General features: G+C 61.2%; 10 protein-coding genes. 6 read left to right on the top strand and 4 right to left on the bottom strand.

What is annotated here, in order from left to right:
- Positions 1 to 76: 76 nt before the first annotated feature.
- A complete protein-coding gene (locus tag FGZ14_RS14020; protein ID WP_139924861.1) occupies positions 77 to 643 on the top strand; it encodes a hypothetical protein in 567 nt (188 codons plus the stop codon).
- 381 nt (positions 644 to 1,024) lie between these two features.
- Positions 1,025 to 3,922, top strand: coding sequence for a PA14 domain-containing protein (locus FGZ14_RS14015; protein WP_139924860.1), 2,898 nt, complete (start codon positions 1,025 to 1,027; stop codon positions 3,920 to 3,922).
- A gap of 167 nt (positions 3,923 to 4,089) precedes the next feature.
- Here FGZ14_RS14015 and FGZ14_RS14010 read toward each other — a convergent pair whose 3' ends face one another.
- Together FGZ14_RS14010 and FGZ14_RS14005 are read right to left on the bottom strand one after the other, a co-directional pair.
- A complete protein-coding gene (locus tag FGZ14_RS14010; protein WP_139924859.1) occupies positions 4,090 to 4,797 on the bottom strand; it encodes a head GIN domain-containing protein in 708 nt (235 codons plus the stop codon).
- Positions 4,798 to 5,130: 333 nt separating this feature from the next.
- Positions 5,131 to 7,188 carry a M13 family metallopeptidase gene (locus FGZ14_RS14005; protein ID WP_139924858.1) on the bottom strand — a complete coding sequence of 686 codons (2,058 nt, stop codon included), beginning with the start codon at positions 7,186 to 7,188 and terminating at the stop codon, positions 5,131 to 5,133.
- A 99-nt stretch (positions 7,189 to 7,287) separates the two neighbouring features.
- Here FGZ14_RS14005 and FGZ14_RS14000 point away from each other — a divergent pair, with 99 nt between their 5' ends.
- Both FGZ14_RS14000 and arfB read left to right on the top strand, forming a co-directional pair.
- Positions 7,288 to 7,743 carry a hypothetical protein gene (locus FGZ14_RS14000; protein ID WP_139924857.1) on the top strand — a complete coding sequence of 152 codons (456 nt, stop codon included), beginning with the start codon at positions 7,288 to 7,290 and terminating at the stop codon, positions 7,741 to 7,743.
- A 60-nt stretch (positions 7,744 to 7,803) separates the two neighbouring features.
- Positions 7,804 to 8,211: an alternative ribosome rescue aminoacyl-tRNA hydrolase ArfB gene (arfB, locus tag FGZ14_RS13995; protein ID WP_139924856.1), complete on the top strand. Its 408-nt coding sequence runs from the start codon at positions 7,804 to 7,806 to the stop codon at positions 8,209 to 8,211.
- Positions 8,212 to 8,367: 156 nt separating this feature from the next.
- Here the strand turns inward: arfB and FGZ14_RS13990 are convergent, their stop codons facing one another.
- Together FGZ14_RS13990 and mgtE are read right to left on the bottom strand one after the other, a co-directional pair.
- On the bottom strand, positions 8,368 to 9,072 hold the full coding sequence (locus tag FGZ14_RS13990; protein ID WP_139924855.1) for a hypothetical protein: 705 nt from the start codon (positions 9,070 to 9,072) through the stop codon (positions 8,368 to 8,370).
- 23 nt (positions 9,073 to 9,095) lie between these two features.
- Entirely contained in the window at positions 9,096 to 10,481 is a 1,386-nt protein-coding gene (mgtE, locus tag FGZ14_RS13985; RefSeq protein WP_139924854.1) for a magnesium transporter, read from the bottom strand.
- A gap of 281 nt (positions 10,482 to 10,762) precedes the next feature.
- Between mgtE and FGZ14_RS13980 the strand changes: the two genes are divergently transcribed.
- The gene (locus FGZ14_RS13980) at positions 10,763 to 11,587 is read left to right on the top strand and encodes a cyanophycinase (protein ID WP_139924853.1); all 825 of its coding nucleotides are present in this window, start codon (positions 10,763 to 10,765) and stop codon (positions 11,585 to 11,587) included.
- A gap of 171 nt (positions 11,588 to 11,758) precedes the next feature.
- Positions 11,759 to 13,006, top strand: a complete 1,248-nt coding sequence (locus FGZ14_RS13975; RefSeq protein WP_139924852.1) for an OmpP1/FadL family transporter — start codon at positions 11,759 to 11,761, stop codon at positions 13,004 to 13,006.
- Positions 13,007 to 13,020: the final 14 nt, after the last annotated feature.

Here is a 13,020-nt window from a genome sequence, read left to right as displayed (position 1 = left end):
AGGCCCGTACTTTGTGCCCTTCCTGCTGGTTGAACGCGCACCAGTCATCTGGGTTAAGAACCTGAACCACAAGATTATGATCTTCCGTTTCTCGCTTCGCGGCCGGCTGTTGCTTGCTGGCTGCCTGCTGGCGGCCTCGCTGGCTCTGCCGGCCCACGCCCAGAAGTACCGCACCGCCGCCGGCCTGCGCCTGGGTAAAAACAACTACGGCCTGACGGTGCAGCAAAAGATTCTTGATAAAACGACGCTGGAAGGTCTGGCTCTCGTGGGTACGCGCGAGGTCAGCGCCACGGTGCTGGCGGAGCGCCACTTCGGGATTCTGGGCCCCAGCCTCAACTACTATTTTGGGGCAGGCGGCCACCTGGGCAACCACAAAGACACCGGCGGCTTTGGCGGCCTCGACGCGCTGGCGGGGGTAGAGTATAAAATTGCGTTTACCTCCTTTGTGCTGAGCCTGGATTTTAAGCCTACCGTTGAGTTCAACTCCAACAACTGGGCCCGCTTTCCAACGGCATTTTCAGTGCGGTATATTCTTCTGAAAGAGAAGAATACGGGCTTGTTTGAAGGCCTCTTTGACGGCGATAAAAGCAAGAAAAAATCAAAGCCAAAGAGCGGCCCCCGCAAAGGCCTTTTCGATTTCTAGCCTACTACTGCCTACCCCCCGGCCACCGCGAAGCCGGCCTCCCCGAACCCGACGGGAGGCCGGCTTCGCGGTTTTTAGCGGCCAGCGCCAGCCCAGGCAGCCAGTCGGAAAATCATTGAATATATAGACGTGCTAATATCTGCTTGGCCGATTTCAGGTGCCTACAACTAAAAAAATTTTGTCATTGTCTGCCGGGTACTTGTGGGCGTACAGGCTGGCGGCGGGCTTTTGGACCAAGGCTGCGGGTGTAAGAGGCTTGGAATAATTCTAACAGTCTTGCCTAATTAATACAATATAAAATAAAAATGTTGCAATAATTTAGCAGATTGTTACCTTTAATATCTGAGTTGCACTGATTTTATTACATATAATCTGCGTAGGATGAAAAACTTCGTCTCTGCATCGTATCGGAGCTGGACTGGAATTTTGCTGGGTGGGTTAACTCTGCTAGGCATTGTTGGCGGCCAGGCTCAGGCGCAAAGCTGCTCCGGCTCGAATCCGGGCGGGCAGCCCGCAGGTAATGGGCTGTACGCCGAGTACTTCGGCGGGTACTTTGCCGATGACGTCGGCTTTTTCGCCGACAACACGAATCCGCCCCAACTGAGCCGGGTAGAAAACCAGGTGAACTTCCCGACCAGCGCCAGCTTCGGCGACCTGCGCCCGATTTCGGAAGGCACGGCCGACGATGCCGACCGGTTTAGCCTGCGCCTGCGCGGCAGCCTGAACATTGCTACGGCCGGCACCTATACCTTCTACCTCACCTCCGATGATGCCTCCTACCTGTGGCTGGATGGAGCGGCCCGAACCGTTTCGCCCGACCCGGCCGCAGCCCTGATTAACAACGGGGGCACGCACCAGCCGGTAACGCGCACGGCTACCCTAACCCTGTCGGCGGGCTACCACAGCGTGCAGCTGCTCTACGGCGACGATTGTTGCAACAACACGTTGGTGTGGGAGTACGAAGGGCCGGGAGTGGCCCGGCAGGTAGTGCCCGCTTCGGCGCTGTGTACGGGGGTAGGGGCCACAGCACTGGTACCCCAGGCCATTACGTACGCGCCGGCCGCGCGGGCCCTGCCCATCGGCACTTCCCGCAGCTCGGTAGCCCCCATCGTACAGAACGGCGGAGCGGTCATTACCGGCTACGCAGTAGCCAACGCGGCTACCCTGCCCGCCGGCATCCGTATTAACCCCACTACCGGCGTCCTGACCGCCGATGCCACCGTGGCCCAGGGTACCTACGCCATTGATGTGGCCGTAACCAACAGCGTAGGCACGGCTATTTTTCGTAATGCGTTCCAGTTTCTGGTTACGGCTCCGCTGCCTGGCGGCTGCGGCGGGCCCGACCCGGCAGGAGAGCTGGCCTCGGCGGGCCTCTACGCCGAGTACTTCAGCGGCTACTTTGCCGATGACCCGGCCTTCTTCAGTGGCCGCACGCCCAGCCTGGTCCGGACTGATGTGGCCATCAATTTCCCCGACGACGACAGCTTTGGCAACTTGCTGGGAACGGCCCTCGAAGGCACCCGCGCCAACCCCGATAAGTTTAGTCTGCGCCAGCGGGGTAGCCTGTACCTGGCCGCTACGGGTACCTACACGTTCTACCTTACGGCCGATGACGCCGCCTACCTCTGGCTCGATAACGCCGCCCTGGCCTCGCCCCTGGTGCTGGCCGATGCTACCATCAACAACGGGGGCTACCACCTCTCCCAGACCATTGCCGTTACCCTCAAGCTGAACGCCGGCCTGCACAACATTGCCCTGCTCTACGGCGATGATGGCGTTGATAATGACCTGGTGCTGGAATATGCCAGTCCGGAGCTGGGCATAGCCCGCACTGTGGTGCCCAGCGGCCTGTTCTGCACTTCTACTCAGCCCCTGTTGGCCCTGGCTACGGGTCTGGCCTACGCGCCCAAAACCATGCGGGCCACGGTGGGCACCACAACCGTATCGGCGGCTCCGGTGGCTACCAGCGCCTCGGCCGTGGCCGAGTACCGGTTGGCTAACGCGGCCGCACTGCCTGCCGGCATCACCATTAACTCCGCTACCGGTCAGATTTCGGTTGGGCCCGCAGTAGCCGAGGGCGACTACAGCCTCGACATTGCCGTACGAAACTCGGGCGGCACCGTGGTATTTACGCAGGTCCTGGCTCTTACCGTGGCCGCCCGGGCTCCGCTTGGCTGCTCGGGCCTTGATGGCAGCGGTACGGTAGCATCCTCGGGTCTTTATGCCGAGCTGTTTTCCGGCTACTTCAACGACGACGCCAGTTTCTTTACCGCCAGCGCACCCAAGCGGACCCAGGCTACCCAGCTGATTGATTTCGGCACCAGCCAGAGCTGGGGCGACTTAAGCCAGGTGGCCGTGGTAGGTGGCAGCCAGCAGGCTGATGAGTTCAGTGCCCGCCTGCAGGGCCGCATCCTGATACCCGCTACCGGCACCTACACCTTCTACCTCACCTCCGACGATGCCTCCTACCTGTGGCTGGATGGGGCGGCCCTGGCGGCTACCCCCACCGTAGCCACCGCCCTGATCAACAACGGGGGCCGCCACCAGGAAACCACCGTATCGGGCACCATTGCCCTCACGGCCGGTTTGCACGATATGCTGGTGCTGTACGGCAACGGCGGGGGGCTGAATATTCTGCGGCTGGAGTACGAGAGCACCGATGCCAACGTAGGCCTTCGGCTGGTGCCGGCCGGGGGCCTGTGCACCACTTCCTCCAACTCGCCGCTGCCCGTTACGCTTACCTACTTCGGGGCTCAGGCCACCAAGGCGGGGGTAGTAGCCAGCTGGGAAACCTCCGTGGAGCTTAACAGTGCTGCCTTTATCGTGGAGCGCTCCGCCAACGGGCAGGTGTTTGAAGCCGTGGGCCGCCTGGCTGCCGCCGGCAACTCGCAGCGCCGGCAGTCCTACTCCTTCACCGACCGCGCCCCCTTCAGTGGCCTGAGCTACTACCGCCTGCGCCAGCAGGATACAGACGGCACCACGCACCTTTCCGATGTAGTGACCGTGCGCTGGAATGCGGCTACCCCTGCTGTGCAGCTGACCGTATTCCCGAACCCGGCTGCTTCTGGTACCTGTACCGTGCGGCTGGAGCAGACCACGGCCGCCGCAGCGCAGCTGCAGGTGCTGGACCTCACGGGCCGGCTTGTGTACAGCCACCAGCTGTCGGCGGCAGCCAACCAGGAGCACGCCTTCTCTACCCGCCAGCTCCGGACGGGAGTGTACATCGTGCGGCTCACCTCGGCCCAGGGCACCATCACCCAGCGGCTGGAAATCAGATAGTAGGTAGTTGGATAAGGGTAGCTGAAGGTGAATAAACAGCTAAAGAAGCTGCACCGATAGGTTGACTACCCCTATTCTAGATTCCAACCCCCTGTACCGGAAACAACCAGCCCCGGCGCCTGACAGGCGACCGGGGCTGGTTGTTTCTGGCGGAAGGAGGTCTGGCCCTACTCCCGGTGGACGCGGCCGCTGCCTACCACTGAGCTTTTTACCTGCGGATTGCCCGTCACGTACACGTCGCCGGAGCCTACGATGCTGGCTTCCAGCCGCTCGGTAGCCTGCACCCGGCAGTTGCCCGAGCCGCTGATGCTTACGCTGCACGTCTTGCTCTGGAGCTTCGGGGCCTGCACGCCGCCCGAGCCGCTCACGCTGATATCGAGGTCGGGGGCTACGCCGGCGGCCTGAATACTGCCCGAACCCGACAGCGACGAGTCGATTTTGTTGGCTGTAACGCTGCTGAGCTGAATGCTGCCCGAGCCGCTCACCGCTAAGTCGAGACGGTCGGCTCTGATGGGGTCAGCGGCCCGGATGCTGCCTGAGCCGCCAACGGCCAGCCCCTTAATGGTGGGCATGGTCACGTACACCGTCACGTTGCCTTTGTAGTTGTAAGAGCTGAAATAGCCCTCCTTCTTGGTATTGATGTGCAGCCGGCCGTTGCTGACAATGGTTGCGAGGTGACTGAGGTCCGTAACGTCGCCTTCCACCTCCACCTTCTGGGGGCTACCCTGGCGAAGCACTACCCGCATGGAGCCACCCAGCCCCACCGAGGTAAAAGCGCCCACCCAGCGGACTTCACGCGAGGCCTGGGCCCGGAAAGCCGAGAGCATCAGCACGGCCACCAGCAGCCCTGGTACGAGTAAGCGGAGAATTTTCATGGGAATAAGCAGGTTAAAGTGGAATATCAGCCCGGAAGATGCCCTGAATATCCTAACCGTTGCCTGCTTTTGCAAAAGAATATATAAAGAATGATATAATAGTCTAATGAATTGATAATTAGAATAATATATGAAGGAGCAGAGGTGTTTCCAGCTCTTCTGTAACGGGCAATATGTTGCTTCATTAATATAGATTTCAATCAATGGCCGACCTGCTTGGTAGCGGCTGCACCGCACACCAACAAAAAGGCCTTCCGCGCGGTGCGGAAGGCCTTTTTGTTGACAGCCCAGACCACAATCAGACGGGCTAAATGGCCCGTGCTGCAGGCCGGGCTACCAAATTTTTACCCGCGCCGAGTCGGGGCGGAAGAGCTTGTCGCCGGGCTTCACCCCAAAAGCCTCGTAGAACTCCGGCACGTCGGCGAAGGGGCCATTGATGCGGAACTGGGCCGGCGAGTGTACGTCGGTGAGGATGGCCTGGGCCAGGCGCTCGTCGCGCTGGGTATTCTGCCAGCCCAGGGCATACCCCAGGAAGTAGCGCTGCAGCGGCGTGAGGCCCCCAATTTTCTCACCCTTCTTGTACTGCTCCGTTTTCTTGAAGGCATCCAGGGCAATAACAATACCGCCCAGGTCGGCAATGTTTTCGCCGGCCGTAGCCTTGCCGTTGATGTGCAGGGAGTCGAGCACGGTGTAGCCGTTAAACTGCCGTACAATACCGTTTACGCGCTGCTGGAACTGTTGCCGGTCCTGCTTGGTCCACCAGTTGCGCAGGTTGCCTTTATCATCAAACTGGCTGCCTTCATCATCGAAGCCGTGGGTCAGCTCGTGACCAATGGTGCTGGCCCCGGCGTAGCCGTAAATAATGGCGTCGTCGGCGTTGGCGTCAATCAGGCCAGGAATGGCGAAAATGGCGGCCGGCAGCACAATTTCGTTGTTGCTGGGGTTGTAGTAGGCGTTGTAGGTCTGGGGCGTCATGCCCCACTCGGTGCGGTCAACGGGCTTGCCCAGCTTATTAATGTTGTAGCGGTAGGCCCAGAGGTTGGCCCGCATTACGTTCTGGGCATAAGAGCTGCGGTCAATCTGCAGGCTGGAGTAGTTTTTCCACTTCTCGGGGTAGCCTACCTTGCGCGTAATTTTGGTGAGCTTCACCAGTGCCTTCTGCTTGGTGGAGTCGCTCATCCAGTCTAGGGCGTTGATGTGGTCCCGGAAGGAAGCCACCACGTTTTCGGTCACCTTCTCGTAGCGGGCCTTGGTTTCGGGCGTGAAGTACTCTTTCACGAACAGCTGGCCCAGGGCCTCGCCCATGGCGTTTTCCTCGGCGTCCAGCACGCGCTTCCAGCGGGGCCGCTGCTGCTTGGCGCCCTGCAGAATAGTGCCGTAAAAGCGGAAGTTCTCGTTGTCGAAGTCCTGGCTGAGGGTAGGGGCGAAGGCGTGCACCAGCTGCCACTGCAGGTAGGCTTTCCAGTCGTCGAGCGGGGCCGACTTGAGCAGGCGGCCGGCTTCGCGGTAAAACTCCGGCTGGCCCACGATTACCGTATCGGCCTTGCCCAGCTCCATCTGCGTAAGCCAGGCTTTCCAGCTTACACCGGGCGTGAGCTTATCGAGGCTGGCCACGGCCATTTTGTTGTAGTTGGCGTAGGGGTCGCGCAGGGCTTCCAGCTTGCGCGAAGAGGCCGCCAGCCGGGTTTCCAGCTGCACTACCCGGTCCGCGCTGGCCTGGGCGGTAGCGGCGTCCTGGCCCAGCAGCGTAAACATCTTCACCAGGTGGTTGCTGTACTCCTGGCGGATGTTTTTGGTGCGGGCGTCTTTGTTGAAATAGTAGTCGCGGTTGGGCAGGCCCAGGCCCGATTGCCAGAGCTGCAGGGCCATTTTCTCGCTGTTCTTGGCGTCTTGGCCCACGTAAGGCCCAATGAGCGCATTCACGCCTATGGTTTGCAGGTGAGCAATAACAGCCTGCACATCCGTCATGGATTGCATGGCCTGAATGCGCGTCAGTTCTGCCTTCAGCGGCGCTACCCCCTGCTTATTGATGCCTGTACTGTCCATACCGGCCGCCCAGAAGTCGCCGATTTTTTGCTGCACTGAGCCGGAAGCTGCCTTGGCTGTGGCTGCTTCTTCGTTGAGCTTGCGCAGGCGGGCGTATATCTCATTCTGTACCTCCTTGCCAATGCCCCAGTTGCTTTCCGAGGCCGGAATGGGGTGCTGCTTAAACCAGGTGCCGTTGGCGTAGGTATAAAAATCGTCGCCGGGGCGCACGGTGGTATCCAGGTTGGCCGTGAGCAGGTCGGGCTGGTTGGAGGCGGAGCCGCTGCCCGGCTGGCAGCCGGTAAAGACCAGACCCAGGAGCGGCGCGGCCACTAGCCAGGGCCGCAGAGAGGAGGAGAGGTTCATGAAAAGCAAAATGAGCAGTAATAGGTAGGCGAATGTAGCGCGAACCAGCCGGTTCACGTAGGCGCAAAGACAGCCGTTCCCTCTCGCCGTTGCCTGCCGATGAATCTGCCTCAGTTACTCCTGCTCAATTTTCTGCTGGCCAGCTACCTCACCGGCGTTATCTGGACGGTGCAGCTGGTGCACTACCCCGGCTTCGCGCAGGCCGAGCGGGCCGACTTCCCGGCTTTTCATCAGCAGCACTCCCGCCGCATCAGCTGGGTGGTGATGGGGCCCATGGTGCTGGAGCTGCTGCTGGCTCTGGCCTTGGCCTGGCAGGGCCACGACCTGGGTTTGTGCCGCTGGTGGCAATTGGTTCTGGTGGTGCTGGTGTGGGCGGCTACGTTCTTTGTATCGGTGCCTTTTCATAACCGTCTGGCCGAGGGCTACGACTATGTGGCCATTGACGGGCTGGTGCGCACCAACTGGCCCCGCACGCTGGCCTGGACTCTGCGCACCGTACTGCTGGGCTGGCAGCTCTGGAAAATGCTGCATTTTGCGGCCGAAACGGCTGCTTAATGCTTGTCAAGCTCCGGGGGCGCTGCCGCCCATATCCTTCCTTTCTTCTCCCTGACCGCCATGCTACCCCCCGCCGAAGCCTTTCTTCCCGAGCTTTATTTCCAGACCAGCCGCAGCAGTGGGCCCGGCGGCCAGAACGTGAACAAGGTAGAATCACGCGTGGAGCTGCGCTTCCGCATCCCGGACTCCTTGCTTCTCACCGACGAGCAGAAGCAGACGCTGCTCCAGAAGCTGGCTTCCCGGCTCACCTCCGAGGGCGAGCTGCTGGTAGCCGCCCAGGAAGACCGCAGCCAGCTGCGCAACAAGGAAACGGCCCTGCGCAAGTTCTACGAAACCTTGCAGAAGGCCCTGCACAAGCCCAAAGCCCGCAAAGCCACCCGGCCCAGCCAGGGCGCCGTGCGCCAGCGCCTGGAATCCAAGAAAAAGCACGGTGACAAGAAAGCCAACCGCGGCCGGGTTGATTTTTGAAAGAGCACCCGCCTAGGGTTTCGCTGATAGCAAGGGGTAGGGGCATCGTACTGACGACCGGCCAGGGGTTTGGCTGATGCCAGGGGGTAGGCGGCGCGGGCATTAACCAGTTCAGAGGCCTTCCGCACCGGTTCAAACGGCTTCTGGGCCTGTACTTCAGTTCAGATCCAGTCCGAACAGCACCCCAAACCAGGGCTTGCGCTGGTAAATCCAGTGGCGGCCATCGGGGCCCAGCAGCTGGTCGGCCCCAATGGCCAGCCCCAGGTTGAAGATGCGGGCATCATAGATGGCGGCGGCTCCGGCGTGCACCACAAAGCCCTCGTACTCGGCCACGCGGGTTTGCTGGTTGGTTACATCGGGGTTGATGATGGTGGAGCCCAGGCCCGTGAATACCCCGTAGCCTAAGCCTACTGTCCGGATTTGTGGCTCGTGCCGGCCAGCCAACAAGCTCCGGCTGTTTACATGGTAGAAATCAAGCCGGCGGCCGAGGTACAGGGCGGCGTTGAAGTTGGTATTCAGCTGCACCGGCACGGACCCTTGCGGGGGCCGGGCTTTGAAGGGAATCGTGAAAACGTCGAGGTCGAACTTCCGGTCGAGCAGAATAACGTGGTGCCCGCGGTTCAGGGCGTAGCCAAAGCGCTGGGGGGTAGCCTGCGTTTCGGGCTGAGAAACAAACGTGAGCGAGTCGTGGGTTTGCTCCACGTAAAAGGCACGCTCCTTACCCACTGTAGCCGCCAGGGCCGGGTCGTTGGTCCGGAAAAACTGGTAGTCGCCGGGCTCCAGTGCGGGCAGGCGCCCCACGGCTGCGCACCCGGCCAGCGGCCAAGCGCCAACTACAACGCAGAGCAAGGAAAGGCGCATACAAGTTGAGCTAAACGCCGGGCTTACAGCAGCGTGCCGCTTAGTACGAACGTAGCCACCGAGAAGTAGATAATTAGACCGGTTACGTCCACCAGAGTAGCCACGAACGGGGCCGAGGCCGTGGCCGGGTCCAGGCCCAGGCGCTTGAGCAGCATGGGCAGCATAGCCCCCGACAGCGCCCCCCACAGCACAATACCCAGTAGCGAGAAGCCCACCGTCACGGCAATCAGCCGCCAGTAGGGCCCGAAGTAGCCGGGGTCAATGGTGGTGGCCCACAGTACAATCCGCAACGAGCCCACTACCCCCAGAATACCGCCCAGCAGCAGGCCCGACAGCAGCTCCCGGCGCATTACCAGCCACCAGTCGGAGAGAGTGAACTCGCCCAGGCTCATGGCCCGGATAATCAGGGAGGTAGCCTGGGAGCCGGCATTGCCGCCCGCCGAAATAATCAGCGGGATAAACAAGCCCAGCACGGCGGCTTTCTGCAAGTCCTCCTCGAAGTGGTGCATGGCCGAGGTGGTCAGCATTTCGCCCAGCAGCAGAATCACCAGCCACCCGGCCCGCTTCTTCACCATACTCCAGATGGAGGTAGCCAGGTAAGGCTCGTCGAGGGCCTCGGAGCCGCCCAGCTTCTGGATGTCCTCGGTGTCTTCTTCCTCCCGGATGTCCAGAATGTCGTCGATGGTCACGATGCCGAACAGCACGCCTTCGTCGTTCACGACGGGTAGGGCTACCCGGTCGTTTTTGCGAAACACGTCAATGGCTTCTTCCTGGTCCTGCATCGTATTGAGCTTCACGAAGCGGCGGTCCATCAACTCGCCCACGCGCCGCTGCGGATCGGCCAGCAGAAACTCCCGGATGCGGATATCGTCCAGGAGCACGCCGCGCTCGTCGGTCACGTACATCACACTCAGCGTTTCCGACTGCCCGCCGTGGCGGCGGATGTAATCCAGCACCTGCTGCACCGTCCAGTTCTCGCGAATGGCAATGTAGTCGGGCGTCATCAGGCGGCCCACCGAGTACTCGGGGTAGCCCAGCAGCTCCAGCGTGACGCGGCGCTCCGGCTCCGAGAGGGTCTGAATCAGCTCCCGCACCAGCTCATCGGGCAGAAACTCCAGCAGGGCCGTCCGGTCGTCGGGCGACATTTCATTCAGAATGTCGGCAATTTTATCCTGGCTCAGGTTGGCCAGAAAGTGCTTCTGAATGTCGAGGTCGAGGTATTCAAATACCTCCGTAGCCAGGCTCAGGGGCAGCAGCCGAAAAATAATCAGCTGCTCGCGCTCCTCTTCCTGTTCCAGCAGCTCCACCACCTCGTTGGGCTCAAAGCGCTTGAGTACTTCCTTGAGCTTAAAAAACTCGCCCTCCTGAATCAGGGACGTGATATGTTCGGTAGTCGGGTGCTGATTCATGAACGGCAAGAGGGGGTGTTTTTCGCTAGGCAGAAGGAATTGGTGAGAAGCGCCGAACCGGCGCGCAAAAGTAGCCTTTTCCGGGCCCGTATGGTAGCAGCCGGCGGATATTTATCGGGGCCGCCAACCGTACGTACGCCGGCCCCGGGCCGGACGGTTGGCCCGGCCCCGGGCCGGCTCAGTTGCCCGTAATCCAAGCTCGTCCGTAACCTTCGCCGGCGCCGGGCAGTTCCTTGCGGTGGGTTCCTTGCTACTTTCGGCCCACTTTCTTCTGCCTGCCTATGCCCCATTCATCTGCTACCCTACCCCTCGGTACGCTTGTTGCCCTTGGTGGGGGCGATGATGATGCGATGCTCGTGCTGCTCTGCGACCTGCTGCCCGAGGCCGACACTCCCGTAGAGATTATCACCGTCGCCTCCCGCGACGATACCCGCTCGGGCCGGGCCTACGAGCGCGCCCTGCGGGAGCTGGGCTGCACCGGCGCCCGACACCTGCGCATCAGTGAGCATCACCCCCCGGACGCCCCCGATACCCTGCGCCGCCTGCGCCGGGCGGGCCTCGTGTTTTTCTCGGGCGGCGACCAGGAGCGCATCACCGATTTTCTGCTGGGCACGGAGTTCGTGCGCATTCTGCACGAGCGGTACCAGCAGGAGGCCAGTTTTATTATTGCCGGCACCAGCGCCGGGGCCGCCGTGATGCCCGAGTACATGGTAGTGCAGGGCTACGGCTGGCGGGCCCTGCGCAAGGGCGGCACCCAAACCAGCGCCGGCCTGGGCCTGCTGCCCCGCCTGCTCATTGACCAGCACTTTGTGGAGCGGGGGCGGTTTGGGCGACTGGCGCACGCCCTGCTGGTGCATCCCATGTGCCTGGGCGTGGGCCTGGCCGAGGAAACCGGCGTGATTATCCGGGGGGGGCGCTACGCCGAAGTATTCGGCGACGGGGTAGTGATGGTAGTGGATGGCCGCCACCTGCACGGCAGCAACCTGGGCCAGGTAGGCCGCGGCGAGCCGATTGGGGCCCAAAACCTGCGGGTACACCTGCTGGTAGCCGGCCAGCAGCTGGATTTACTTTCGCGGGAAGTGGTAGCCGGGCCACCTCCGGGGTAGCGCTACCCGGCCACTGAGGGGTGGAGAAACGCAACGGATGTTGGGCGGAACGGAAAAAGGCATTGGCAGCGGCGGAATCCTGCTTTCAAGTTTGATCGGCAAGCCGACTAAACTTCGTTTTTCTCGCTACATTTAGGCCATAAACCCCCAAATTCTCACTCATCTCTTCGTATGAATTTAAAATCTTTACTCCTCGCGGGAGGGGCGCTGCTTTCGGGTACGGCAGCTTCGGCGGGTGGCTACCAGGTAACCCTGGCCGGCCAGAAGAATAACGGTATGGGCGGCGTGGGCGTAGGCTTGTCGCTGGATCAGGCGGCCATGTTCTACAACCCGGGCGCCCTGGCGTTTGTGAAAGATCGGGGCGTGCAGGTTGGGGTGAATGCGACCCTGGCCCGCAATGCTTTCGTGGCCGAAGGCGGCACCCAGCAGCGCCAGCTGCGCAACTCCGTTACTACCCCCCTGAACCTCTACGCCGGCTTTGGCCCCACGGAGGGCAAGTGGCGGGCCGGTATTGCGGTGTACACACCCTTCGGCAGCAAGCTGCAGTACGCCGAGGGCTGGGAAGGTCGCACTTCCCTCACCGACATTGACCTGAAATCGATATTCGTGCAGCCTACCGTCAGCTACGCCATTACTGACCACCTGAGCATCGGGGCGGGCCTGGTAATTCTGGCCCAAGGCTCGGTAAACCTGCAGCGCGATATTCCTCTGCCCGACTCCTACGGCCATATTGAGCTAGACGGCAAAGCCGAAACCAAGTTCGGCTTCAACGCCGGCATCATGCTGCGCCCCTCCGATAAGCTTTCCATTGGCCTGAACTACCGCTCCAAAATTGATGCGGTAGTGAAGGACGGCGACGTGACGTTCACCAACGTTCCGGCCGCGTTCAGCTCGCGCTTCCAGGCCACCAAGTTCGGCGCTACCCTGCCCCTGATTGCCACTACCAGCATCGGTATCGGCATCACGCCCACTGAAAACCTGACCATCGGCTTTGATGCCAGCCTGGCGCAGTGGAGCAAGTACCGCGTGCTGCGCTTTAACTTCGATCAGCAGATCAATGGGCAAACGTTCAGCGAATCGAAACGCTACTACCAGGATGCCCTGACTTTCCGCCTCGGCGGGCAGTACAAGCTCACCAGCGGCCTGACCGTGCGCGCCGGCGGCGCCTACGACCAGACGCCCGTACCGGAGGGCTACCTCACCCCCGAAACTCCCGACAATGACCGTATTAGCGGTACCGTGGGCGCTTCCTACAGCTTCGGCAAGTTTGGCGTTGATATTTCAACCCAGTACGTGAGCATCCGCAAGCGTACCGAAACCCAGCAGGAACTGCTCAACAACGGCACCACCGACCGCATTGCCGGTACTTACAAAACCAACATCGTGATTCCGGGCATTGGCCTGAACTACGCTTTCTAACCGCGCTTCGCTCC

It is taken from the genome of Hymenobacter sp. DG01 (assembly GCF_006352025.1).
Classification (GTDB): domain Bacteria; phylum Bacteroidota; class Bacteroidia; order Cytophagales; family Hymenobacteraceae; genus Hymenobacter.
This window is presented reverse-complemented; position numbering and strand designations above follow the sequence as displayed.

Coding starts and splice junctions, on each gene's coding strand:
- FGZ14_RS13980 (WP_139924853.1), top strand. CDS start 10,763: ATGCCCCATTCATCTGCTACCCTACCCCTCGGTACGCTTGTTGCCCTT.
- FGZ14_RS13990 (WP_139924855.1), bottom strand. CDS start 9,072: ATGCGCCTTTCCTTGCTCTGCGTTGTAGTTGGCGCTTGGCCGCTGGCC.
- FGZ14_RS13975 (WP_139924852.1), top strand. CDS start 11,759: ATGAATTTAAAATCTTTACTCCTCGCGGGAGGGGCGCTGCTTTCGGGT.
- FGZ14_RS14010 (WP_139924859.1), bottom strand. CDS start 4,797: ATGAAAATTCTCCGCTTACTCGTACCAGGGCTGCTGGTGGCCGTGCTG.
- mgtE (WP_139924854.1), bottom strand. CDS start 10,481: ATGAATCAGCACCCGACTACCGAACATATCACGTCCCTGATTCAGGAG.
- FGZ14_RS14015 (WP_139924860.1), top strand. CDS start 1,025: ATGAAAAACTTCGTCTCTGCATCGTATCGGAGCTGGACTGGAATTTTG.
- FGZ14_RS14020 (WP_139924861.1), top strand. CDS start 77: ATGATCTTCCGTTTCTCGCTTCGCGGCCGGCTGTTGCTTGCTGGCTGC.
- FGZ14_RS14000 (WP_139924857.1), top strand. CDS start 7,288: ATGAATCTGCCTCAGTTACTCCTGCTCAATTTTCTGCTGGCCAGCTAC.
- arfB (WP_139924856.1), top strand. CDS start 7,804: ATGCTACCCCCCGCCGAAGCCTTTCTTCCCGAGCTTTATTTCCAGACC.
- FGZ14_RS14005 (WP_139924858.1), bottom strand. CDS start 7,188: ATGAACCTCTCCTCCTCTCTGCGGCCCTGGCTAGTGGCCGCGCCGCTC.